Raw genomic sequence first — 21,039 nt, forward strand, 5'->3', positions numbered from 1 at the left:
GCCACAGCCAGCGCCGCCTCGGCGCCGCGGCGCCGCTGGCTGTGGCCCGCGGTCGCCATGGTCGTCGTGGTGGCGGCGATCGGGGTCGGCCTCCTCGCGAGCAGGATGTGGACCGACCACGGGTCACCCGCGCGTGCCGGAGCCGGTACTCCGACCCAGACGCCCTCGACCTCACCCACCCCGGGCCCGACCGAGGACGGGATCCGCAGCTTCGTGTCGTCGTACCTCTCGGCGGCGAGCGGCGATCCCGGCCAGGGCTTCGCGATGCTGACCGCCGACTACCAGCGCGCTAGCGGCGGGCTGTCGGGGTATGAACGGTTCTGGGGCAACGTCACCAAGATCCACGCCGTCACCGACATCACCCCCAGCCTCGACCCGCTCGGCGTCAGCTACCGCTACACCTACACGCTGCGCGGCACGGGCAAGCGCACCGAGGAGGTCCACCTCGACCTGGTGTACGACGGCGGCCGCTATCTGATCTCCGGCGGCAGCTAGCCCTCGTCGCGTGGGCTGGCGGCGGCGATGACCGCGGTGAGCCGGCGATGCAGCTCGCGCAGTTCGGCGATGTCCATGCCGAGCCGGTCGACGATGGCGGGCGGGATCTCCAGCGCCCGCTCCCGCAGCGCGCGACCCTGCGGGGTGAGCACCACGGCCAACGCCCGCTCGTCGCCGGGGTCCTTCTCCCGCCGCACGTACCCTGACGCCTCGAGCCGCTTGAGCAGCGGCGAGAGCGTGCCGGGGTCCAGCTGCAGCATCCGGCTCATGTCGGTGAGCTTGAGCGGCTCGTGCTCCCACAGGGCGAGCATCGCCAGGTACTGCGGATGGGTCAGCCCCATCGGCTCCAGCAGCGGCTTGTAGACGGCGATCACGCTGCGCGAGGCGATCGCCAGGGCGAAGCAGACCTGCTGCTCCAGCGCCAGCGGGTTCTCGATGGTGGTGGCCACCGGCCCAGTGTAGCCACTCCCTTGGTAGGCTAACTTTTGGTACACCAAGATTATGGAGGAGCGATGACCAGCACTGCCCCGGCGAAGCGGCCCCGGCATCTGATGGATCCGGCCAATCCCGTCCGCCCGGTCAACGACGCGTCGCTGACCAACGTGCAGCGCTGGGTGCTCTCGGTGCTGGCCGTCTTCACGATCATGCACCTGGCGGTCGGCATCGCCATCGGATCGCTGTTCCTCCGTGAGGACGCCATCGGACCGCGGATCGGGCTCAACGTGATCGCGGCCGCGTTCGGCGTGCTGGGCATCGGCTTCGGTCGGCTCATCCACCGGGCCACGCTCGCCACGCCCTGGCTGCTGCTCGGCGTCGTGCCGGGCGTGGTGGGGATGGTGCTCGCGCTGCGTTGACCTCCGGGCGCGCGCGATGACAGCGCCCCAGCCGACCCGTGGTCGGCTGGGGCGCTGTCGTCGTATCCCAACGGAGGACGCCCCGTGCGTAACGAAGCGGGGCCGAAGTACCCCCACCCCGTTCGGCACAAACCTCCCGGTAGGGTCGCGGATCAGCGAGGGCCGGTAGCTCAGTCGGTTAGAGCAGAGGACTCATAATCCTTGGGTCGTGGGTTCGAGCCCCACCCGGCCCACCCGCGCGATGCTGCCGGAGGCCCGGCTGCGCCCCCGTCCACCAGTAGGGGCTGGCGAACGGGGGCTACTGGCCTCAGGCACCGCTCCCCCCGAGCAGGTGCATGAGTGGCGATAGCCGCTGGGTTCTCGGGGCCCAGCGGGTCGCCGTGCGCCTCAAGCCTAGGTCGGGATCGGTCGGCCCAGCAGGGACCGAACGGGTCATCACGGCGTAGCCCGCGTGGGCCACCGCCACCGGCGACAGAACGACGAACGCCCCGCCTCCACGAGGGAGACGGGGCATCCAAGGGGCGATCCGGTCAGATACCCCGGACGTTCTCGGCCTGCGGGCCCTTGGGGCCCTGGGTGAGGTCGAACTCGACCTTCTGGTTCTCGTCGAGGGACTTGTAGCCCTGGGTCGCGATGGCCGAGTAGTGGACGAACACGTCCGCGCCGCCGTCGGCCTGGGCGATGAAGCCGAAGCCCTTCTCGGCGTTGAACCACTTCACGGTGCCTTGAGTCATGCTGATGTTCCTTGAGGTAAGGCCGGACCGCCTCTGTAGCGCCCGGCTGGCGCTGAAGACATCTATTACTGCGCCTGATGTCCAGCGGTGCCGGCGAAACCAAGAACAAGAGATGAGCCACGATGCGTGATCGAGGGGAAGCACGAACTTCGCTGCTTCCTTCAACGCCACCGACTCTACCAGCCCGATCGGGATTCATTGGTACTCGCGAAGACGAATGCTTCGCCCGGAGAAGTGGGCACCCGAGCGGGGCGACAGCTCGGCCGGGTGACCGACTCACGGCCAGGACACTCCGCGTCCGGGCTGCCGCCCCGGTCGAAGGGTACGCCCACGACGGCTCACGGGCGGTGGGCCGAGGCCCGTCCCCGATTTCACGGCCGTCGCCCACCTTGCTAAGGTTTCCCGCGCTGCACAGCGATCCCCTGTAGCTCAATTGGCAGAGCATGCGACTGTTAATCGCAGGGTTGTTGGTTCGAGTCCAACCGGGGGAGCAAATCGGGGCCTGACCTGCATAGACGCGGGCAGGCCTCGAGTGCTCTCAAAGCCCGACGTCGGCGCGGGCCTGCGCCAGCGCGGCCGTGGCGGCGGCCTCGGCTTGCGGCGACGGTACGTCGGCGTCGTACTCCACCTGCCACGCCACGGTGCGCTCCCCCGTCAGTGCGCGGCGCGCGACCACGCGGCCGCCCGGGAACGGCCGTTGCAGCACCACCGAGGCGGTGATCCGCTCCCGCACCAGGGCCAGCAGCCGGGTCGCGCCGCCATCGAAGGTCAGCGCCACCGTGTCCGCCTCGGTCACCACGGTGAGCGTCGCGGTGTCGGCGTCCCAGGTGGCCGACCGGATCCGTTCCCAGGGCAGCACCCGCTCCCCCACGTGCAGCGCGCCGCGCGCCCCACCGACGACGGTGCCGTCGCCGGTGACCGCGGTGGCGAGGAACCCCGCCGACCTAGCCACCGAGGACCCGGTCGCGCAGGGCACGGCGCTGGTGCTCCAGCCCGGCGAGCTCCTCGAACAGCGCCCGGTAGCCGTCCGGGTCGGCGGTGGGATCGGCGCGCTGGAGGCGGCTGTGCGCATCGGCGATCTGGCGCTGCAACGACGCCTCGAGCAGCCGGACGACGTGTTCGGTGACGTAGGCCGCGTCGGGGGTACGGCGGGAGGGCAGCGGCTCGACGGCGAGCGCGCTGACGACGCCCGCCACGGCCGGCGTGGGCGCGGCCGCGGCCAACCTGGCGGCCCAGCCCTGGTCGCCGGTCCCCGCCCCCGGGCCACCGGCGGCCTGGATCAGCGCCCAGACCGCCTGGTAGGCGGGGTGCATGAAGTCGGCGGGGGTCATCTCGGCGGTCAGCCGACCGACCGCCATCGGGTGTTGGATCAGCACCTTGAGCGTCTCGCGCTCCAGCGCGAAGCGAGGGTCGCGCGGATCGGGCCCGGCGGGCTGCTGCGGCGCCGGGGCGGTCGTGGTGGAGGCGGGCCGACGCGCCACGGAACGGCGTACCTCCGTGAGAGCCTGCTGCGGATCGACGCCGACCATCCTGGCCAGCTCGCGGGCGAAGGCGTCGACCTTCGAGCGATCGCGAACGCTGGAGACCAGCCGCGCACCCTCCCGCAACGCGTCGACCCGGCCGTCGGCACGGTCGAGGTCGTACTTGGCCACCACGTTGCCCAGCACGAACCGATACAGCGGCTGCCGGCCGGCGACCAGCTCGCGGACCGCCTCGTCGCCGTGCTTGAGCCGCAGGTCACAGGGATCGAGCCCGTCGGGTGCGACGGCGACGTAGGTCTGGGAGGCGAAGCCCTCATCGCCGGCGAAGACCTTCATCGCCGCGGCCTGGCCGGCGGCGTCGCCGTCGAAGGTGAAGACGACCTCGCCCGATGAGGAGCTGAAGTCGGCCATGAACCGGCGCACCACCTTGCCGTGGTCGGGTGTGAACGCCGTCCCGCACGTGGCCACCGCGGTGGTGACGCCGGACAGGTGGCAGGCCATCACGTCGGTGTAGCCCTCCACCACCACCGCCTGGCCGGTCTTGCGCATGCCCTCGCGGGCCAGGTCGATGCCGTAGAGCACCTGGTTCTTCTTGTAGATCGGCGTCTCGGAGGTGTTGATGTACTTGCCGGCGATCCGGTCGTCCTCGAACAGCTTGCGGGCGCCGAACCCGATCACGTCACCGCTGGACTCCCGGATCGGCCAGACCAGCCGGCCCTGGAAGACGCTCCACCCGCTCTGCCGGACCAGGCCGGCGACGACGAGCTCCTCGTCGGTGAAGCCGCGGCCGCGCAGGTGTTGGTGGAGCACCTTGCCGTCGGTGGGCGCGAAGCCGACGCCGAAGCGCTGGGCGGCCTCCTGGTCGAAGCTGCGCTCGGCCAGGAACTGCCGGGCCGGCAGCGCCGCCGGGGTCAGCAGCTGCTCGGCGAAGAACTCCGCGGCCACCTTGTGCGCCTCGATCAACTTGCCTCGCGCCGGCCCGCGCCGCTCCGGGGCCGGCCCGTCGCCGTCCTCGCGCTGCAGGGTGACGCCGTACTTCTCGGCCAGCCGCTCGACGGTCTCGCCGAAGGTGAGCCCGTCGATCTTCATCACGAAGCTGATGACGTCGCCGCCCTCGCCGCAGCCGAAGCAGTTCCCGGTGAGGATGTTGTCCTCGAGGGTGAAGGCATGGCCGTCCTCGACCTCGGCGCAGTAGACCTCCTCGACCCGGTCGGTCTCCTCGATGCTCTGCACCACCCAACCGCGCCGGGAGAACTGCTTGGTGGCGCTCTCGAAGCGGCGGCGGTGCTCGTCGATCAGGAAGAAGTTCGGCGTCAGGTCCTCGTTGACCAGATGCACCCGATAGAGGTCGGTGGGCTCCTGGCCGAGGCCGAGACGCACCTGGGACGTGATGCCGTACGTTGCGATCCCAAGCCGCGTGCAGACCGTCCGAACGAACTCGAGGTTCTCCTGCGCGGCCGAGCTCACGATGACCGTGCCGTCCTCGGCGACGCAGCCGTCGGCCGCGAAGTAGCCGGCGAGCCAGCCATAGAGATACGACACCGACTCGTCGATCGGTGGCAGCGCCTTGAAGAAGCCCGGCAGGTGGTGGACGAGCAGGTTCTCGCCATCACTGGTGGTGTGGCTGTTCGGGAACCACTTGAGCATGGCTAGGTCCTTCGGCGGGCACAGCTTCGCCAGAGAGCCAGAGCCGCTGCGCGTGCCGTCCCCGAAGGTGAACCCGTGGGCGATGCCGAACGGCGACGGCGTCGTTCGCTGGATCCGCGAGCGCGGGAAGCTCGAAACGAGCCGGTCGCCGGCGCGCAGTTCGAGCGTCCGCTTCTCCCGCTCCGCCCTGCGGTTCTTCCCCGCCCGGACGAACCAGCGGTGGCCGTCGGTGGCGAACAGCTCCTTGCGCTGTCGGTTCCGGGACACGGTGATCTTGTAGAGGCGCTGGATCCCGTACGACTTGAACGGGGCCTCGACCCAGTCGCCGTGCCGGTTGAGGACGCGGTGGACGCCGCCGGCGAGATCCTTGATCTCCCGGGGACCCTCCCAGGTCAACACCCGCGTCTCGGCCGCAAGGCAGTGATAGAAACCGCGACCGGGGTTGACGTTGAAGCTGGGCGACTTCTCGTCGTGGAACGGGCACAGCCCCTTGTAGGAGCCGCCGCCGGCGTTGCGGAGCGTGACGTACTGCCCCACCACGTCATCGATCCGCGCCTTCTCCCGCACCTCCTGGATGCTCTGCTCGCGGATCCTGCCTGCCACGCGCTGAATCCTATGCGTGCTCAATAGGCACCGGTCATGACATTGATCAGCGGCCGCCCGGCGACGTAGCGCTCAAGCTGCTCGCGGACCAGCCGCATGGCGCGTGGCCGCATCGCGCTGCTGGCTCCGCCGTTGTGTGGCGAGATGAGTACGCCGGGGGCATGCCACAGCGGATGGTCCGCGGGCAGCGGCTCGGGATCGACCACGTCGAGAGCCGCCCGGACCCGGTGCGCGTGCAGCGCCTCGACCAGAGCGCCCGTGTCGACGATCGCGCCTCGGGCCATGTTGACCAGCAGCGCGCCCTGCTTCATCCGGGCCAGGAAGCCCTCGTCGACCAGGCCCCGGGACTCCTCGGTCAGCGGCAGGATCAACACCACCACGTCGGCGTCCGGCAGCAGCTCGGGCAGCTGCGCCACCGCGTGCACGCCGTCGCGGGCGGTGCGCGCCACCCGCACCACCTCGCACTCGAACGGCGTCAACCGGGACTCGATCGCTGCCCCGATCGCGCCGTACCCCACGATCAGCACGCGCTTGTCGGCCAGCGACTGGGTGAAGCCCCGGCGCCACTCGCCGCGGTCCTGCTGACGGACATAGCGCGGCACCTCGCGCAGGGAGGCCAGCGTCAGCGCGACGGTGAGCTCGGCGGTGGAGGTGTCGTGGATGCCGCGGCCGTTGCACAGCACCACGCCCTCGGGCACCCGGGCCCGGATGCTGTCGACACCGGCCGAGAGCGTCTGGATCACCCGCAGCGAGGTCATCCGCGGCAGCACGTCGGCCACGCTCGGACTCATGTGGTACGGCGGCACATAGACCTCGACGTCGGCCACGCTGGCGGGGACCTCGTCCTTGGTCGGGTCGATGGTCTCGAAGCGCAGCCCGGCCGGGACCTCGCCCAGCTCGGCGGGGTCGAAGGGCACCCAGACCAGCCGGCTCATCGCGCGCTCACCAGCCGCCGGTGCCAGGAGACGGCGGTCAGGTCGGTCAGCGAGGCCACCTGGTCGAGCACCACCCGCAGCCGGGCGTGGTCGTCCGCGGCGCGGCGCCAGTCGTCGGCGTAGGGCCGGTCGAGCGCGTCGCTGCCACGGTCCACCAACACGGCGACGAGCTCGGCGAGCAGCTCGCGCTGGCGGGCCATCAGGGCGACGCGGTCGTCGGCCTGCATGACGTAGTGGGCGGCGATGCCCTTGAGCACCGCCATCTCCAGCCGGGTCTCCTCGGGCACCACCAGGTCGGCGCGGTAACGGGTGAACGGACCCTCGGCGGCAGCGAAGGTGGCCTGCTGGACGGCGCCGCAGAAGCGGCCGATCAGATCGCTGGTGAGGTTCTTCAGTGCGGCCAGGCCGCGACGGGAGCCGTCGTGCGGGGCCGTGGGCCACGAGCCGACGGTGGTCAGCGACTTGAGAGCGAGCTCGACGGCGGCGTCGGTGATGCCCGGGAGGTACCAGGAGCGGGTGGTCTCCGCTACGGCGGGGACGTCGAGGCGGGTCAGGTCGATGCGGCCCGCGACCACGCCGTCCTCGACGTCGTGCACGCAGTAGGCGACGTCGTCGGCGAGGTCCATGATCTGGGCCTCCACGCACCGCCGCCCGCCCGGCGCGTCCTCGCGCAGCCAGCCGAAGACCGGCCGGTCGTCGTCGTACACCCCGAACTTCGGGCCCGGCCGCTCGCCGCGCCCCCACGGGTACTTCGTGCAGGCGTCGAGGGTGGCCCGGGTCAGGTTGAGCCCGACCGACTCGCCCGCCTCGTCGAACGTCTTGGCCTCCAGCCTGGTGAGGATGCGCAGGGTCTGCGCGTTGCCCTCGAAGCCGCCCGCGTCGGCGGCCAGCCGGGCCAGCACCTCCTCGCCGTTGTGGCCGAACGGCGGATGGCCCAGGTCGTGCGCCAGCGCCGCGGTCTCGGCGATGTCGGGCTGGCTGCCCAGCGCCCGGGAGACGTCGCGGGCGACCTGGGCGACCTCGAGGCTGTGGGTGAGTCGGTTGCGGACGAAGTCGTCCGACTGCGGCCCCACCACCTGGGTCTTGGCCGCCAGCCGGCGCGAGCTGGCCGCATGCACCACCCGGGCGCGGTCGCGCTCGAACGGCGTGCGCTCGGGGGCCGCCACCCGCTTCGGGGGCTCGGCGACCCGGCGCTCGCTGTCGTGCGCGTCGTAGAGGGCATCCATCACCGCCGACACTAGCGGTCACCTCCGACAAGGTGGATCGTCGAGCGACGAACGCCGGTGACGCTGCGCCGCGTGGCGATCAGTTGGTGCCGAGGTGGACGTGGTCCATGTGGTTCGCGGTCGCGGAGCCACGGTCGGCGAAGGTCCGCCAGCCCTCGGAAGCACGCACCGGCGTCCAGATCCGGTGATACCAGAGGATGTCGTAGAGGTCGAGCTGGGCCGCGTGCGCCTGGGCCCAGGCGGCGATCCGGTCGCCGAGGGCCTTGTCGCCGTACACCATCACGTCGATGGCGTTGCCGGTGTCGTGCTCCGAGCGCGGCCCCCAGCCGAGGTAGTGCTGCACCTGCGGGAAGGCGTGGCACACCGCGCGATAGAGCCGGACGGTCTCCGGCTTGAGCCGGTTCTCGACGCTGCCGTCGGGGCAGGGCGCGTCGGAGAGGGCGCCGTCGGCGGGGTCCGGCTTGTCGGTCGACAGGTGCCCGGGCGTGACCCAGCGGGTGACACCGTCGACGACGACCTGCATCCGGCCGCTGCGGGTGGTGCCGGTGACCAGCGCCTTGTCGCCCGCCTGGAGCTCTCCGGCGAGGTCGGCCGCATCACCGGGTTTGGTCCACAGGTTGAGGTCGACGTCGGCGTACATCTTGGTGCGCGACTCCGAGCGCGAGGCGACGGGTGCGCGGGTCGGGGTCGGCATCGCCGTGGGCGTCGGCGTGGTGGAGACGGGAGTGGTGTTCGGGGCCACTCGGGTCAGGTCCTGCCCGGCGTCGTGGGCGACCAGGGCGGTGCCGCCGTTGAGACCCATGCCGAGGACGACGGCGCCGCCGGTCACGGCCAGGGCGACGGGTGCGGCGATGAGGGGAAGACGGGTACGACGCGGGGAGCGGCGGGCATCGGTGTCCCGCTTGTGGCGACCTTCGGCCACAGCGCTGATCCTTTGCTGCTAGCTGACACGGGCGGCGCCGCCGACCCCGAAACGGTCCGGCGCGTCCGTCGAGTAGAACACACCCTCGGCGAGGGCGCCCAATCAGGGTCGGGCGTTCAACCGCCCGAGACGGTGTCCTCGGCGATCACGCAGCCCACGCCGTCGGTGTCGTCCAGCCACCCCTCGGGCAGCACGACCTTCTCCCGCGGAGAGCCCTGGCGCCCGCGCGGAGCGCCCAGCTCGGAGACCGGGAACGGCTCGGCCGGGTCGAGGTCGGCCAGCAGCCGGTCGAGGTCGGCGAGGGTGCCCACCAGGCCCAGGCTGCGGCGCATCTCGCCGCCGGCGCGGAAGCCCTTGAGATACCAGCCGACGTGCTTGCGGAATTCCTTGCAGCCCCGCTCCTCGCCCATGTGCTCGCACAGCAACTCGGCGTGCCGACGCATCATGGCGGCGACCTCCCCCAGCGTCGGGAGCGTCGCCACGCTCTCGCCGGCGAACGCCGCGGCCAGGTCGCGGAACAGCCATGGCCGGCCCAGGCAGCCACGCCCGATGACCACCCCGTCGACGCCGGTCTCGGCCACCATTCGCACTGCGTCGGCGGCCTCCCAGATGTCGCCGTTGCCGAGCACCGGGATCGTGGTCACCGCGGCCTTGAGCTCGGCGATGGCGTCCCAGTCGGCCACGCCGGAGTATGCCTGGGAGACGGTGCGGCCGTGCAGCGCGATCGCCGCCACCCCGCTCTCCTCGGCGATCCGGCCGGCGTCGAGGAACGTGAGGTGGTCCGCGTCGATGCCCTTGCGGGTCTTCATCGTGACCGGCACACCGTACGGCGCGGCGGCTGCCACCGCGTGCTCGAGGATCTGCCCCAGGAGATTGCGCTTCCACGGCAGCGCTCCCCCGCCGCCCTTGCGGGTGACCTTGGGCACCGGGCAGCCGAAGTTGAGGTCGACGTGGGCCACGCCGTACTCGGCGCACAGGATCTCGGTGGCCTTGCCGACGTAGACCGGGTCGGTGCCGTACAGCTGCACCGACCGGGTGGTCTCGAGCTCGTCGAAGACCAGCATGTCCTTGGTGTGCTGGTCGCCCTCGACCAGGCCGCGCGAGGTGATCATCTCGCACACGTAGAGCCCGGCGCCCTGCTCGGCACACAACCGGCGGAACGCGGCGTTCGTGACACCCGCCATCGGAGCGAGCACCACGGGGGTGCTCACCTCAAGGGGGCCGAGACGCAGCATGCCTCCCATTGTCGGGGTTGCCGGCCCGCGTGCCGAATCAGCGGCCAGCCGCCACCCGTCCGGCCGGCCGGCACCCGCCAAACTGTCACCGTGACAGTTCGCGTCGAGAGTGACAGATCTGAAGTGTCACCGGACGCGCAAAGTGTCACGGTGACACTTTGGCGCCGGGGCTCTTGCCGCCGGGGCTCTTGGCGGAGGGGCTCTTGCCGGCGGGGCTCTTGCCGGCGGCGCTCGGGCTCGGCAGCGAGCTGACCAGCCCCGACCACGTGATCGGGTCGAAGGCCTGGCTGGGCCGGAAGCTGACGCCATCGAGGGCGCCGCCGTTCGGGATCAGGAAGACCAGACACACCTGCGCGCTGGCGCCGGCGGGGAACGGCGTCGGCAGCACCGACGGCTGACACGGCTTGAAGTCGGTGGCGAAGCTGGAGGCCTCCACCAGCGCACCGGACGCGGCCAGCCCGTAGAGCGGCACCGGGCGGCCGCCCAGGTCGGTGGTGCCGTCGTTGCGCACGGTCGCGGTGACGAAGTACGGCGCGTTGCTCTTGGTGGCGTCGTCCAGCTCCCACCCCTTGAACGACTGCTCGAAGCTGGTCCGCTCCAGGCCCGTCACGGTCAGGCCGAGCACGCCGGTGACGTGCTGCGCCGGCTGCCAGGCCACCGTCGCCGTCTCGCCCACCTGGAGCGCCTTGCCCGGCGCGGTCAGGGCGACACCGGGCGCGGTGGAGACGGACGGGTAGCCGGAGGCCACGCCGCCGGCATCGCCGCTGCTAGCCGAGGGGCTCGGGCTCGGGGCGGCGTGGTGGGAGCTGGAGCCGCACCCGGCCAGCGCCGTACCGCACAGGAACAGACCACCGACCACGGCCGCGAGCCGACGCGCCCCCGCCATGGCTCAGTCCAGGAACTTCTCGGCGAAGTAGGCGCCGATCCGGTCGAGGGAGATCCGCTCCTGGGCCATCGAGTCGCGCTCGCGCACGGTGACGGCCTGGTCCTCGAGCGTCTCGAAGTCGACGGTGACGCAGTACGGCGTGCCGATCTCGTCCTGGCGCCGGTAGCGGCGGCCGATCGCGCCGGAGTCGTCGAAGTCGACCATCCAGTTGCGGCGCAGGTCGGCGGCCAGGTCCTTGGCCTTCGGCGAGAGGTCGGCGTTGCGAGACAGCGGCAGGACCGCGATCTTGATCGGGGCGAGCCGCTTGTCGAGGCGGAGCACGACGCGCTTGTCCACGCCGCCCTTGGTGTTGGGCGCCTCGTCCTCGGTGTAGGCGTCGACCAGGAACGTCATCAGCGACCGCGACAGGCCCGCCGCGGGCTCGATGACGTAGGGCACGTAGCGCTCGTTGTTGGCCTGGTCGAAGTAGGACAGGTCGGCCCCACTGTGCTTGGCATGCGTCGACAGGTCGAAGTCGGTGCGGTTGGCCACACCCTCCAGCTCGCCCCACTCCGAGCCGGCGAAGTTGAACCGGTACTCGATGTCGACGGTGCGCTTGGAGTAGTGGGAGAGCTTCTCCTTGGCGTGCTCGTAGTGCCGCAGGTTCTCCGGGTTGATGCCGAGGTCGGTATACCAGGCGGTGCGGGTATCGATCCAGTACTGGTGCCACTCCTCGTCCTCACCCGGCTTGACGAAGAACTCCATCTCCATCTGCTCGAACTCACGGGTGCGGAAGATGAAGTTGCCCGGCGTGATCTCGTTGCGGAAGGACTTGCCAATCTGGGCGATGCCGAACGGCGGCTTCATCCGCTGGGACGTCACCACGTTGGCGAAGTTGAGGAAGATGCCCTGCGCGGTCTCCGGACGCAGGTAGTGCAGCCCGGACTCGTCCTCGATCACGCCCAGGTAGGTCTTGAGCAGGCCGGAGAACTGGCGCGGCTCGGTCCAGGCGCCGCGGGTGCCGCAGTTCGGGCACGCGATGTCGGCCGGGTCGACCGCGTCCGGGTCGTCCAGGCCCTTCTTCTCGGCGTACGCCTCCTGCAGGTGGTCGAAGCGGAACCGCTTGTGGCAGCTCTGGCACTCCGTCAGCGGGTCGGTGAACGTCTCGACGTGGCCGGACGCCTCCCAGGTCTGGCGCGGCAGGATCACGCTGGAGTCGAGGCCCACGACGTCGTCGCGGGTCTGCACCATGGCCTTCCACCACTGGCGCTTGATGTTCTCCTTCAGCTCCACGCCGAGCGGCCCGTAGTCCCAGGCGCTGCGGGTGCCGCCGTAGATCTCGCCGCACGGGTAGACGAAGCCTCGGCGCTTGGCCAGGGAGACGACGTGGTCGACGGTCGAGGTGGGCGGCTTGGCCACGGGATGTTCCTTCTGCGTCCTGGGTTCGCACCACCGGCTTGCGGCGCGTGGGCACACCCTATCCGGCGGCCGCGCCGGCGTGCGCGGAGATACGGCGCCACGGCGCGATTTGGCAATGGTTCTCATTACACCTGAGAATCGTTGTCATGCTGGCCGCACTCCTCATCCCGCTCGACGAGCATCCCGGCGACAACTTCTTCCAGGCCTACTGGCACATCCTGTCCGACCCGGCCCACTGCGCCGTCGAGATCACCCTGACGATCCTGCTCGACGGCCTCCTGCTCGGCCTGCTGTGGCCGATGGTGAAGACCTACGTCAACAGCAGGCTGCAGCGCCAGCACGCCGAACTCGACGCCGAGCACGGCATCCACCACCACGAAGACCACGTGCACATCGACCGCGGCGCAAACGTGATCCCGCACGAGGAGCACCCCGAGCATGACTGAGACGCCCGCCACCGGAGGGCGGCCGACCAGGCAGCGTCGGGCCGTGGCCGAGGCGCTGGCCGGCGCCTCCGGCTTCCACTCCGCGCAGGAGATCCACGAGCGCCTCGGCGGCGCGGTCGGACTGGCCACCGTCTACCGCACCCTGACCCGGCTCGCCGAGGCCGGCGAGGTGGACATGATGCGCACCGAGGACGGTGAGGCGATCTACCGACGCTGCTCGGAGTCGCACCACCATCACCTGGTCTGCCGCGGCTGCGGTCGCACCATCGAGGTCGAGGGCCCCGCGGTGGAGCGGTGGACCCGCAGCATCGCCGAGGAGCACGGGTACGCCGAGGTCTCCCACACGCTGGAGATCTTCGGGACCTGCCCCTCCTGCCGCTGAGCGGCCGGGCTGCGTGGTCGTCGAGTTATGCAGGAACCACCACATCCCACGCGGAACTCCACTGGGGAAGCGACGGTTGAGCTGCATACCTCGATGAGCCACCCGAGGGTCAGACCTGGTTGGGGATCGCCCCGCCGTAGCGCCGGTCCCGGCGGGCGTAGGTCTCGCAGGCCGCCCACAGATGGCGCCGGTCCACGTCGGGCCACAGCACGTCGGTGAAGACGAACTCGGCGTACGACGCCTGCCACAGCATGAAGTTGGACAGCCGCTGCTCGCCGCTGGAGCGCCACACCAGGTCGACGTCGGGCAGCTCGGGGACGTAGAGGTAGCTGGCGAACGTCTTCTCATCGACCCGGCCCGGCCGCAGCCTGCCGGCGGCGACGTCCTCGGCCATCCGGCGGGCGGCGTCGGCCACCTCGGCCCGACCGCCGTAGTTCACGCACATGGTCAGCGTGCAGACGTCGTTGTCCTTGGTCATCTCCTCGGCGACGCGCAGCTCCTTGATCACACTGCGCCACAGCCGCGGTGCCCGGCCCGCCCAGCGCACCCGCACACCGAGCTCGTTCATCTCGTCACGGCGACGCCGGATCACGTCCCGGTTGAAGCCCATCAGGAACTTCACCTCGTCGGGCGAGCGCGACCAGTTCTCGGTGGAGAACGCATAGGCGCTGATCGCCTTGACGCCGAGCTCGATGGCGCCCTCGACGACGTCGAACAGCGAGTGCTCCCCCGCCTCGTGACCCTTGGTGCGCGGCAGCCCGCGCTCCTTCGCCCAGCGTCCGTTGCCGTCCATGATGATCGCGACGTGCTGCGGCACCAGCTCCGGCGGGATCGGCGGAGGCGTGGCGCCCGACGGATGGGGCGTGGGCTTGCGGTAGGTCACGAGCGCCTAGCGTTCCACATACTCCAGGGAGCGCAGCCCCCGCTCGAGATGCCAGGCGAGGTACGCCGCCACCACGCCGCTGGCCTCGCGCCGAGCCCGCTCGTCGCTGGCGGCCACCGCCGACCAGTCCCCCGCGAGCAGCGCGCCGAGCAGCGTGATCGTCTCCGGCGCGGGCGAGGCCGATCCCGGCACTCGGCAGGTGGCGCAGAGCATCCCGCCCATCGAGGCGTTGAACCAGCGGTGCGGGCCTGCCCCGGGACCCGGCACCGCCCCACAACGCGCACAGTGCTCGAACGACGGCGCGTAGCCGGCCACCGCGAGCGAGCGCAGTAGATAGGAGTCGAGCACCTGGCCGGCGCCACGGCCGTCGCCGGAGGTCAGCGCCCGCAGCCCGCCGACCAGCAGCAGGAACTGCTGCACCGCCGGCACCCGCTCCTCGGTCGCCAGCCGCTCGGCCGTCTCCAGCATCGCCGTGCCGGCGGTGTAGCGTTCGTAGTCCTGCCCGATCCCGGCATGGAACAGGGTCAGCGTCTCGGCCTGGGTGATGGTGTCGAGGTTGCGGCCCTCGGCCAGTTGCAGGTCGACATGGGTGAACGGCTCCAGCCGCGCCCCGAACTTCGAGGTGGTCCGCCGTACCCCCTTGGCCACCGCACGCACCCGGCCGTGCTGGCGCGTCAGCAGGGTGATGATGCGGTCGGCCTCACCCAGCTTGTGGGTGCGCAGCACGATCGCCTCGTCGCGGTAGAGGGGCACGTCTCCTATTCTGCGCTGCATGACCGGGGGACCCACGACAGCCGCGCCGCAGCACGACGTCCACGAGCTGCTCACCTACATCAGCGGCCGGCGTCGCAGCCTCACCGACTGGTTCCTGGTCCTGCTGACCTGGCTGGCGCTCGCGACCAACGTCTGGCTGCTCTTCTTCGAGCCGCACGACCACCGCTGGCACCACGGCCTGGAGACCACCGACCTGGTGCTCGTCGTCCTCCTGGGGCTCTCGATCTGCTGGCGCTGGCTGCGCTTCCGGATCGGCTGGCGCTATCTGCGCAGGCACTGGTGGGAGGTGCCGGCGCTGTTCCCGCTGGCCGTGCCCGACGTCGGCGAGTGGCACTGGGTGCTGTGGCTGGTGCTGGCGGCACGCGTGGTGCGTGTGGTCGACCGCACCGACAACGTCTTCGGCGACAAGATCACCGCCGCGCTGATCGTGCACTTCACCGACCCGATCGTGGACGCGATCAAGCGTCCGATCACCGTCGCGGTGCTCGACGAGGTCATCGACGTCATCGAGATCGGGACGTACGCCGCCAACATCAAGGCCGCCCTGGACGAGAACCATGACGAGCTCGAGGCGCTGGTGCTGGACCTGGTCCGGCAGGACCCGACCACCGGCAAGCTGCGCTACGTCCCCTTCCACGACGAGATCGTGCAGATGGTCGCCGACACCGTGCTGCGCATCGTCGACGGAGCGCTGGACGACCCGCGCACCACCGAGCTGATCGGCGACGTGATCCGCAACTCGGCCACCCAGCTGCGGCACGCGGTTCGCGCGAAGCACTGACCCCGGTCACCCGCTCGTCACCGGCACCTGCTTCGATAACGCCCGACATGCACCGGCGTACGACGACCCTCCCGGCTGCCCTGCTGGCGCTCCTCATCCTGCTGGTGTCGACCGCCGTGTCGGCCCCGGCGGCGACCGCGGACCAGGGCGATGACCACCGCCCGACGCAGGCCCGGCGCTTCTTCTGGATGAACGCACTGCGCTCCACCGCCGGCGCTCGGGCCCACCGCACCGCCACCTCCCGGATGCACCTGAACGTCGAGCACCTGCGCGCGGCGGCGATCGACTTCGGCGTCTTCGCCGAGACCGAGCCGGACCAGCGGGCGGACTTCCTGCGGTTCGCGGGCTCGACGTACGCACTGGTCACCGGGCACAACCAGCTCGACAACGTGGTCTTCTACCGCCGCTCGGCGTTCACCCTGGTCGACACCCGGTCGATGACCACGCGCTACACACAGGGCCAGCGGATCCACACCGCCATCCCGGTGCTGCGCGACCGGGTCAGCGGCGGCATCGTCGCGGTGATCCCGGTGCACAACCCGAAGCTGAGCACGTCGGCGCGCTGGCGCGCGCTCGACCTGGCCAAGGAGCTGGCCCGCGTCCAGCGGTTGCAGCGTCAGCATCCGAGCTGGCAGGTGGTCGTCGCCGGCGACTTCAACGGCGAGTGGACGCCGGCGTGCACGTTCACGCGCGCCGGCCTGCTGAGCCCGCTGGTGACCGCCGACCGGTGCCGGCACGTGGGCACGATCATCGACCAGATGTTCGCCACGCCGGGGCTGCGGCCGCACGGCTACCGTGCGGTGCACACCAGCGCGACGGATCACCACCGCGAGTACCACGTCACGGTGCGGGTCTAGGGCGGTGCGTCAGCTACGCAGATAGCGCAGCACCGCCGCCACCCGCCGGTGCGCCGCCGAGTCGTCGGGGTAGAGGCCGAGCTTGGCGAAGATCCGCTGGGTGTGCTTCTCGACCGCCGCGGGCGTCACGGTGAGCGCCTCGGCGATCGCGGCGTTCGAGCGGCCCTCCGCCATCAGGGAGAGCACCTCACGCTCGCGCGGGGTGAGCTGCTCGACCGGGTCGTGCCGCCGGGTCATCAGCTGACGGACGACCAAGGGATCGAGCACCGTCCCGCCGGCCGCAACCTCGTCGAGCGCCCGCAGGAACGCCGTCAGGTCCCCGACCCGGTCCTTGAGCAGATAGCCCACCCCGCCGTCGCCGCCGCCGAGCAGCTCCTCGGCGTAGGAGGACTCGACGTACTGCGACAGCACCAGCATCCGCGCCTCCGGCCAGCGACGGCGCACCTCGACCGCGGCGCGCAGCCCCTCGTCGGTGTGGCTGGGCGGCATCCGCACGTCGACGATGCCGAGGTCCGGGCGGTGTCCGAGCATCGCATCGACGTACGCCGGGCCGTCGCCGACCGCCGCGACGATCTCGTGTCCCGCCTCGACGAGCAGCAGTTGAAGCCCCTCGCGCAGCAGCACCGAGTCGTCGGCGACCACCACTCTCACGTGTCAGACCCTAGAGGGATCGAGGCGACCACGATGGTGGGGCCGCCGACCGGCGAGTCGACGTGGAGCGTGCCGTCCACCGCCGCCAGGCGCTGCCGTAGCCCGGCCAGGCCGAGCCCCTTGGCCAGGTGCGCGCCGCCGACACCGTCGTCGCCCACTCCGATCTGCAGCTGGTCGCCGGCCCGCACGATGTTCACCGTGGCCGAGGAGGCACCGCTGTGCTTGGCGACGTTGGTCATCGCCTCGGCGACCACGAAGTAGGCGGCCGTCTCCACGTGCGGTGCCAACCCCTCCGGTACGTCGACGTGCGCGGTGACCGGGACCGGCGACTGCCCGAGCATCTCCGCCACCGCGGCCTCCAGCCCGCGGTCCACCAGCAGCGGCGGAGCGACGCCCCGGGAGAGCGAGCGCAGCTCGGCGACGGTCTCCTGCGCCTGGGCGAGCGCCCCGTCGATGATCGCGGCCGCGCCCTCGGGGTCCTCGGCGAGGCGATGCCGGGCCCGGCCGAGATCCATGGTGAGCCGGACCAGCCGCTGCTGCGGCCCGTCATGGATATCGCGCTCCAGCCGGCGCAGCGACGTCGCCTCGGCCTCGCGGGCGGCGTCCCGGCCGCGGGTCACCTGGGCGACCTCGTGCTGCAGCTCGGCGCGGCTGCACAGCATCAGCCGGGCCAGGCCGCTGTGCAGCAGCGTCGCGGCGCGGATCGCGAACGGCAACGTCAGCGCGAACAGGATCCCCACCACCAGGTCGGTCCAGCTCTCCGCCGTACGCCCGTTGCCGAAGCCGAGCGCCCAGGCCAGGCCGTGCTCGTCGGGGCTGTAGGGGATGTAGCGCTGCCAGAACCAGTAGCTCAGCCCACCCAGCGCCGCGGCCCACCAGGACACCGCCACGACGAACGCGATGCTGGCGGTGATCGGCGAGACCAGCGACCACAGCAGGTCGAGCCAGGACTGCGGGTCGCGCAGCGGGCCGGTCGCGCGACGCCAGAAGCCCTGGTCCCGCCGGGGCGTGAGGTAGGCGGGCATCCGGACCGGGCGCAGCAGCAGGTCGCGTAGCCGCAGTCGCTCCACCACCGCGTTGCCGCGAGCGAGGTAGACGGTCGCGGAGAGCACCAAGACACCGCCGAGGAGCACGATCAGCCCCGCGGAGAGCGACAGTCCCGTCACGACCAGACAGAAGAAGAACCAGGCCAGCGGGAACGCCGAGATCGCGTAGCCGGTCTCGCGCAGCACCCGGCTGACCGGCCCGATCCGGGCCGGTCCTGCCGGCCCTGTCAGCCCTGTCGGCGCAGCCGGCCCTGGGTCGGGGGAAAGGGTGGCCACGGGGACATCCTCGCGCAGCCGCGCGGTCGGTGCATCGCTCATGGCGTCAACGCTAGGAACGACGCGGCCCGACCACGATCCGGCCGCCTGGCCGGTTCATGGTCGGGCCAGCCCGACATCGGGCGTGTCAGCCGGCGCGGTTGACCGCGCTGATCACGGCCTTGAGCGACGCGGTCACGATGTTGGCGTCGATCCCGACGCCCCAGTAGATGGCACCGTCGACCGAGCACTCGACGTACGCCGCGGCGAGCGCGTCGCCCCCCGCGGACAGCGCGTGCTCGGCGTAGTCAAGCACCCGGATGTCCCAGTCCTCGCGGATCTCGTTGAGCGCCTCCACGAAGGCGGCGATCGGGCCGTTGCCCTGGCCGTGCAGGGAGTGCAGCTCCCCGTCGACGTACACGTTGACGTCGAGCGCGTCCGTCGTGCCGGCGGCCGAGGAGGTGTGGACCGAGTTGAGCTTGAGCGGGGTCTCCTTCTCCAGATACTCGGCGCGGAAGATCGACCAGATCTGGTCGGGTGAGACCTCGCCGCCCTCGGCGTCGGTGTGCTGCTGGATGACCCGGCTGAACTCGATCTGGGCGCGGCGCGGCAGGTCGAGCTTGTGCTCGGACTTCAGCACGTAGGCGACCCCGCCCTTGCCGGACTGGCTGTTGACCCGGATGACCGCCTCGTAGGTGCGGCCGACGTCCTTGGGGTCGATCGGCAGGTACGGCGCCTCCCACGGGACCTCGCCGACGGGGATGCCGCGCTCGGCGGCGATCCGCTCCAGGTCCTCCAGGCCCTTCTTGATGGCGTCCTGGTGGGAGCCGGAGAAAGCGGTGTAGACCAGGTCGCCCGCGTAGGGGTGGCGCGGGTGGACCGGCAGATTGGTGGCGTACTCGACGGTGCGACGGATCTCGTCGATGTCGGAGAAGTCGATCTGCGGGTCGATGCCCTGGCTGAACAGGTTCATGCCGAGCGTGACCAGGTCGACGTTGCCGGTCCGCTCGCCGTGGCCGAACAGGCAGCCCTCCACCCGGTCCGCGCCGGCCATCAGGGCCAGCTCGGTGGCCGCGACGGCGGTGCCGCGGTCGTTGTGCGGGTGCAGACTCACCGCCGACACCTCCCGACGGGTCAGGTGGCGGCCGAAGTACTCGATCTGGTCGGCGTAGGTGTTCGGCGTCGACATCTCGACGGTGGCAGGCAGGTTGAGGATGATCTCGCGGCCGGGCTCGGGCTGCCATACGTCGGAGACCCGCTCACAGACCTCGAGCGCGAAGTCGGTCGGGGTCTGGGTGAAGATCTCGGGGCTGTACTGGTAGCCGAAGTCCTGGCTGCCGACGATGTCGCCGAGCAGGTTCTCGGCGTACTTCATCACCAGCTCGGTGCCGCGGGTGGCGATGCCGATGCACTCCTGTGGCGTCACCCCGAAGACGACCCGGCGAAACAGCGGCGCGGTGGCGTTGTAGAGGTGGACCGTCGCCCGCGGCGCACCCACCAGCGACTGCACGGTCCGCTCGATCAGGTCCTCGCGGGCCTGGGTCAGCACCGAGATCTGGACGTCGTCGGGGACCCGGTCCTCCTCGATCAGCTTGCGGACGAAGTCGAAGTCGGTCTGGCTGGCGCTGGGGAAGCCGACCTCGATCTCCTTGTAGCCCATCTTCACCAGCAGCTCGAACATCATCAGCTTGCGGGCGGGGGTCATCGGGTCGATCAGCGCCTGGTTGCCGTCGCGCAGGTCGGTGGACAGCCATCGCGGCGCGTGCGTGATCTTCTTGGTCGGCCAGGTCCGATCGGGTACGTCGACGGGCACGAACGCGGTGTAGCGCTCGACCGGCATGCCGGAGCTGGTCTGCTGGTTGCTGGTGTTGCTCAGATTGGTCATGGTCTCTCTCGCTGTGCTTGCCGCGTGGGGCGTGAGGTGGGCGCCGGGCGCACGCACGAACTCCGCAGCGAGGGGGTCCGGCTTTCAGACCTCGCTGCGGCGACTAAGAAGAAGCACGCGCATCATGACGACGGCCACCTTACCGCACGTCGGCCGGCCGGTCCCGGCGGCCCCGGGAACGGGCCCTGGGAACGGCGCTGGGAACGGCGCTGGGAACGGCGCTGGGAAGGGTCCGGCCTCTCTGCCAGACTGGCGACATGGGACGACACCTGGTGGACCTGTCCGTCGAGGAGTGCTGGGCGCTGCTCGAGACCGCCGAGCTGGCCAGGATCGCGTGGAACGCGCCGGCCGGCCCGGAGCTGCTGCCGGTCAACTACGTCTCGCACGAGGGGGCGCTGTGGATCCGCACCACTGCGCACTCCTCGATCGCCGAGCAGGCCGACGAGAGCCCGGTGGCGATCGAGGTCGACACCATCGACCCGGCCACGCACGTGGGCTGGAGCGTCGTGGTCCGTGGCCGCGCCGAGGCGTTCTACCACGAGGACCAGATTCCGGCCGAGGTCCGCTCGCTGCGGTCCTGGCCTGCCGGCAGCCGGCCGCTGTGGATCCAGGTGACGCCCGAGCAGCTCACCGGGCGGCGGCTGCTCGACGACTGAGTCGACG

22 protein-coding genes, 2 tRNA genes and 1 pseudogene are annotated in these 21,039 nt (G+C 70.9%); 9 read left to right on the forward strand and 16 right to left on the reverse strand.

All coding sequences use genetic code 11. The features are described 5' to 3' along the window. Window positions 1-495, forward strand: a 495-nt coding sequence (locus VHA72_RS04055; RefSeq protein WP_325573162.1) for a hypothetical protein, incomplete at its 5' end; no start/stop codon positions are given. Here the strand turns inward: VHA72_RS04055 and VHA72_RS04060 are convergent. Further along, window positions 492-944: a MarR family winged helix-turn-helix transcriptional regulator gene (locus VHA72_RS04060; RefSeq protein ID WP_325573163.1), complete on the reverse strand. Its 453-nt coding sequence runs from the start codon at window positions 942-944 to the stop codon at window positions 492-494. The two genes, VHA72_RS04055 and VHA72_RS04060, sit on opposite strands and share 4 nt — an antisense overlap. A 63-nt stretch (window positions 945-1,007) precedes the next feature. Between VHA72_RS04060 and VHA72_RS04065 the strand changes: the two genes are divergently transcribed. Together VHA72_RS04065 and VHA72_RS04070 are read left to right on the forward strand one after the other, a co-directional pair. Continuing rightward, a complete protein-coding gene (locus VHA72_RS04065) occupies window positions 1,008-1,349 on the forward strand; it encodes a hypothetical protein (RefSeq protein WP_325573164.1) in 342 nt (113 codons plus the stop codon). 159 nt (window positions 1,350-1,508) lie between these two features. Further along, window positions 1,509-1,582, forward strand: a tRNA-Ile gene (locus VHA72_RS04070). 297 nt (window positions 1,583-1,879) lie between these two features. Here VHA72_RS04070 and VHA72_RS04075 read toward each other — a convergent pair. Further along, the gene (locus VHA72_RS04075) at window positions 1,880-2,083 is read right to left on the reverse strand and encodes a cold-shock protein (protein ID WP_325573165.1); all 204 of its coding nucleotides are present in this window, start codon (window positions 2,081-2,083) and stop codon (window positions 1,880-1,882) included. A 418-nt stretch (window positions 2,084-2,501) separates the two neighbouring features. Between VHA72_RS04075 and VHA72_RS04080 the strand changes: the two genes are divergently transcribed. Next, window positions 2,502-2,574, forward strand: a tRNA-Asn gene (locus tag VHA72_RS04080). A gap of 47 nt (window positions 2,575-2,621) precedes the next feature. Here VHA72_RS04080 and VHA72_RS04085 read toward each other — a convergent pair. The 9 genes and pseudogenes from VHA72_RS04085 to VHA72_RS04125 form a co-directional block, all read right to left on the reverse strand. Next, complete coding sequence (locus tag VHA72_RS04085; RefSeq protein ID WP_325573166.1) at window positions 2,622-3,035, reverse strand: hypothetical protein; 414 nt, start codon at window positions 3,033-3,035, stop codon at window positions 2,622-2,624. Continuing rightward, window positions 3,028-5,211, reverse strand: coding sequence for a DNA primase (locus VHA72_RS04090; protein WP_325573190.1), 2,184 nt, complete (start codon window positions 5,209-5,211; stop codon window positions 3,028-3,030). Before VHA72_RS04090 ends, VHA72_RS04085 begins: the two co-directional genes overlap by 8 nt. 417 nt (window positions 5,212-5,628) lie before the next feature. Beyond that, window positions 5,629-5,814 (reverse strand): annotated as a pseudogene (locus tag VHA72_RS04095) (CHC2 zinc finger domain-containing protein); the annotation flags it as partial. A gap of 20 nt (window positions 5,815-5,834) precedes the next feature. Further along, entirely contained in the window at window positions 5,835-6,749 is a 915-nt protein-coding gene (locus VHA72_RS04100; protein ID WP_325573167.1) for a 2-hydroxyacid dehydrogenase, read from the reverse strand. Then, window positions 6,746-7,975 carry a deoxyguanosinetriphosphate triphosphohydrolase gene (locus tag VHA72_RS04105; RefSeq protein WP_325573168.1) on the reverse strand — a complete coding sequence of 410 codons (1,230 nt, stop codon included), beginning with the start codon at window positions 7,973-7,975 and terminating at the stop codon, window positions 6,746-6,748. The genes VHA72_RS04100 and VHA72_RS04105 overlap by 4 nt, the downstream gene beginning before the upstream one ends. Window positions 7,976-8,054: 79 nt before the next feature. Then, a complete protein-coding gene (locus tag VHA72_RS04110; RefSeq protein ID WP_325573169.1) occupies window positions 8,055-8,897 on the reverse strand; it encodes a VldE C-terminal domain-containing protein in 843 nt (280 codons plus the stop codon). 116 nt (window positions 8,898-9,013) lie between these two features. Then, window positions 9,014-10,132, reverse strand: a complete 1,119-nt coding sequence (gene dusB / locus VHA72_RS04115; RefSeq protein ID WP_325573170.1) for a tRNA dihydrouridine synthase DusB — start codon at window positions 10,130-10,132, stop codon at window positions 9,014-9,016. A gap of 145 nt (window positions 10,133-10,277) precedes the next feature. Continuing rightward, window positions 10,278-10,991, reverse strand: a complete 714-nt coding sequence (locus tag VHA72_RS04120; RefSeq protein ID WP_325573171.1) for a hypothetical protein — start codon at window positions 10,989-10,991, stop codon at window positions 10,278-10,280. Window positions 10,992-11,021: 30 nt separating this feature from the next. Further along, window positions 11,022-12,416, reverse strand: a complete 1,395-nt coding sequence (locus VHA72_RS04125; protein WP_325573172.1) for a glycine--tRNA ligase — start codon at window positions 12,414-12,416, stop codon at window positions 11,022-11,024. Window positions 12,417-12,562: 146 nt separating this feature from the next. Here VHA72_RS04125 and VHA72_RS04130 point away from each other — a divergent pair, with 146 nt between their 5' ends. Together VHA72_RS04130 and VHA72_RS04135 are read left to right on the forward strand one after the other, a co-directional pair. Continuing rightward, window positions 12,563-12,862 (forward strand): hypothetical protein, encoded by a 300-nt coding sequence (locus tag VHA72_RS04130; protein WP_325573173.1) that lies wholly within the window; start codon window positions 12,563-12,565, stop codon window positions 12,860-12,862. After that, a complete protein-coding gene (locus VHA72_RS04135; protein WP_325573174.1) occupies window positions 12,855-13,244 on the forward strand; it encodes a Fur family transcriptional regulator in 390 nt (129 codons plus the stop codon). The genes VHA72_RS04130 and VHA72_RS04135 overlap by 8 nt, the downstream gene beginning before the upstream one ends. Window positions 13,245-13,353: 109 nt before the next feature. Here VHA72_RS04135 and VHA72_RS04140 read toward each other — a convergent pair whose 3' ends face one another. Both VHA72_RS04140 and recO read right to left on the reverse strand, forming a co-directional pair. Then, the gene (locus tag VHA72_RS04140; protein WP_325573175.1) at window positions 13,354-14,127 is read right to left on the reverse strand and encodes an isoprenyl transferase; all 774 of its coding nucleotides are present in this window, start codon (window positions 14,125-14,127) and stop codon (window positions 13,354-13,356) included. 6 nt (window positions 14,128-14,133) lie between these two features. Further along, on the reverse strand, window positions 14,134-14,880 hold the full coding sequence (gene recO, locus VHA72_RS04145; protein ID WP_325573176.1) for a DNA repair protein RecO: 747 nt from the start codon (window positions 14,878-14,880) through the stop codon (window positions 14,134-14,136). A 19-nt stretch (window positions 14,881-14,899) separates the two neighbouring features. Between recO and VHA72_RS04150 the strand changes: the two genes are divergently transcribed. Together VHA72_RS04150 and VHA72_RS04155 are read left to right on the forward strand one after the other, a co-directional pair. After that, window positions 14,900-15,682 (forward strand): ion transporter, encoded by a 783-nt coding sequence (locus VHA72_RS04150; RefSeq protein ID WP_325573177.1) that lies wholly within the window; start codon window positions 14,900-14,902, stop codon window positions 15,680-15,682. A 47-nt stretch (window positions 15,683-15,729) separates the two neighbouring features. Beyond that, on the forward strand, window positions 15,730-16,539 hold the full coding sequence (locus tag VHA72_RS04155) for an endonuclease/exonuclease/phosphatase family protein (protein ID WP_325573178.1): 810 nt from the start codon (window positions 15,730-15,732) through the stop codon (window positions 16,537-16,539). Window positions 16,540-16,548: 9 nt separating this feature from the next. Here the strand turns inward: VHA72_RS04155 and VHA72_RS04160 are convergent, their stop codons facing one another. From VHA72_RS04160 to leuA, 3 genes are all read right to left on the reverse strand, one after another. Further along, a complete protein-coding gene (locus VHA72_RS04160) occupies window positions 16,549-17,190 on the reverse strand; it encodes a LuxR C-terminal-related transcriptional regulator (RefSeq protein ID WP_325573179.1) in 642 nt (213 codons plus the stop codon). Next, entirely contained in the window at window positions 17,187-18,554 is a 1,368-nt protein-coding gene (locus VHA72_RS04165) for a sensor histidine kinase (protein WP_325573180.1), read from the reverse strand. Before VHA72_RS04165 ends, VHA72_RS04160 begins: the two co-directional genes overlap by 4 nt. Window positions 18,555-18,639: 85 nt before the next feature. Next, window positions 18,640-20,376 carry a 2-isopropylmalate synthase gene (gene leuA, locus VHA72_RS04170; RefSeq protein ID WP_325573181.1) on the reverse strand — a complete coding sequence of 579 codons (1,737 nt, stop codon included), beginning with the start codon at window positions 20,374-20,376 and terminating at the stop codon, window positions 18,640-18,642. A gap of 257 nt (window positions 20,377-20,633) precedes the next feature. On the opposite strand from leuA, the gene VHA72_RS04175 reads away from it, so the two are divergent. Continuing rightward, window positions 20,634-21,032 (forward strand): pyridoxamine 5'-phosphate oxidase family protein, encoded by a 399-nt coding sequence (locus VHA72_RS04175; RefSeq protein ID WP_325573182.1) that lies wholly within the window; start codon window positions 20,634-20,636, stop codon window positions 21,030-21,032. Window positions 21,033-21,039 lie beyond the last annotated feature (7 nt).

The sequence above is a fragment of the Nocardioides sp. genome, assembly GCF_035547795.1.
GTDB lineage: Bacteria > Actinomycetota > Actinomycetes > Propionibacteriales > Nocardioidaceae > Nocardioides.

Bases quoted from the DNA above. Each gene is read 5' to 3' on its own strand.
- VHA72_RS04065 (WP_325573164.1), top strand. From the start codon at position 1,008: ATGACCAGCACTGCCCCGGCGAAGCGGCCCCGGCATCTGATGGATCCG.
- VHA72_RS04075 (WP_325573165.1), bottom strand. From the start codon at position 2,083: ATGACTCAAGGCACCGTGAAGTGGTTCAACGCCGAGAAGGGCTTCGGC.
- VHA72_RS04090 (WP_325573190.1), bottom strand. From the start codon at position 5,211: ATGCTCAAGTGGTTCCCGAACAGCCACACCACCAGTGATGGCGAGAAC.
- VHA72_RS04100 (WP_325573167.1), bottom strand. From the start codon at position 6,749: ATGAGCCGGCTGGTCTGGGTGCCCTTCGACCCCGCCGAGCTGGGCGAG.
- VHA72_RS04105 (WP_325573168.1), bottom strand. From the start codon at position 7,975: ATGGATGCCCTCTACGACGCGCACGACAGCGAGCGCCGGGTCGCCGAG.
- dusB (WP_325573170.1), bottom strand. From the start codon at position 10,132: ATGCTGCGTCTCGGCCCCCTTGAGGTGAGCACCCCCGTGGTGCTCGCT.
- VHA72_RS04130 (WP_325573173.1), top strand. From the start codon at position 12,563: ATGCTGGCCGCACTCCTCATCCCGCTCGACGAGCATCCCGGCGACAAC.
- VHA72_RS04135 (WP_325573174.1), top strand. From the start codon at position 12,855: ATGACTGAGACGCCCGCCACCGGAGGGCGGCCGACCAGGCAGCGTCGG.
- VHA72_RS04150 (WP_325573177.1), top strand. From the start codon at position 14,900: ATGACCGGGGGACCCACGACAGCCGCGCCGCAGCACGACGTCCACGAG.
- VHA72_RS04155 (WP_325573178.1), top strand. From the start codon at position 15,730: ATGCACCGGCGTACGACGACCCTCCCGGCTGCCCTGCTGGCGCTCCTC.
- VHA72_RS04165 (WP_325573180.1), bottom strand. From the start codon at position 18,554: ATGAGCGATGCACCGACCGCGCGGCTGCGCGAGGATGTCCCCGTGGCC.
- leuA (WP_325573181.1), bottom strand. From the start codon at position 20,376: ATGACCAATCTGAGCAACACCAGCAACCAGCAGACCAGCTCCGGCATG.
- VHA72_RS04175 (WP_325573182.1), top strand. From the start codon at position 20,634: ATGGGACGACACCTGGTGGACCTGTCCGTCGAGGAGTGCTGGGCGCTG.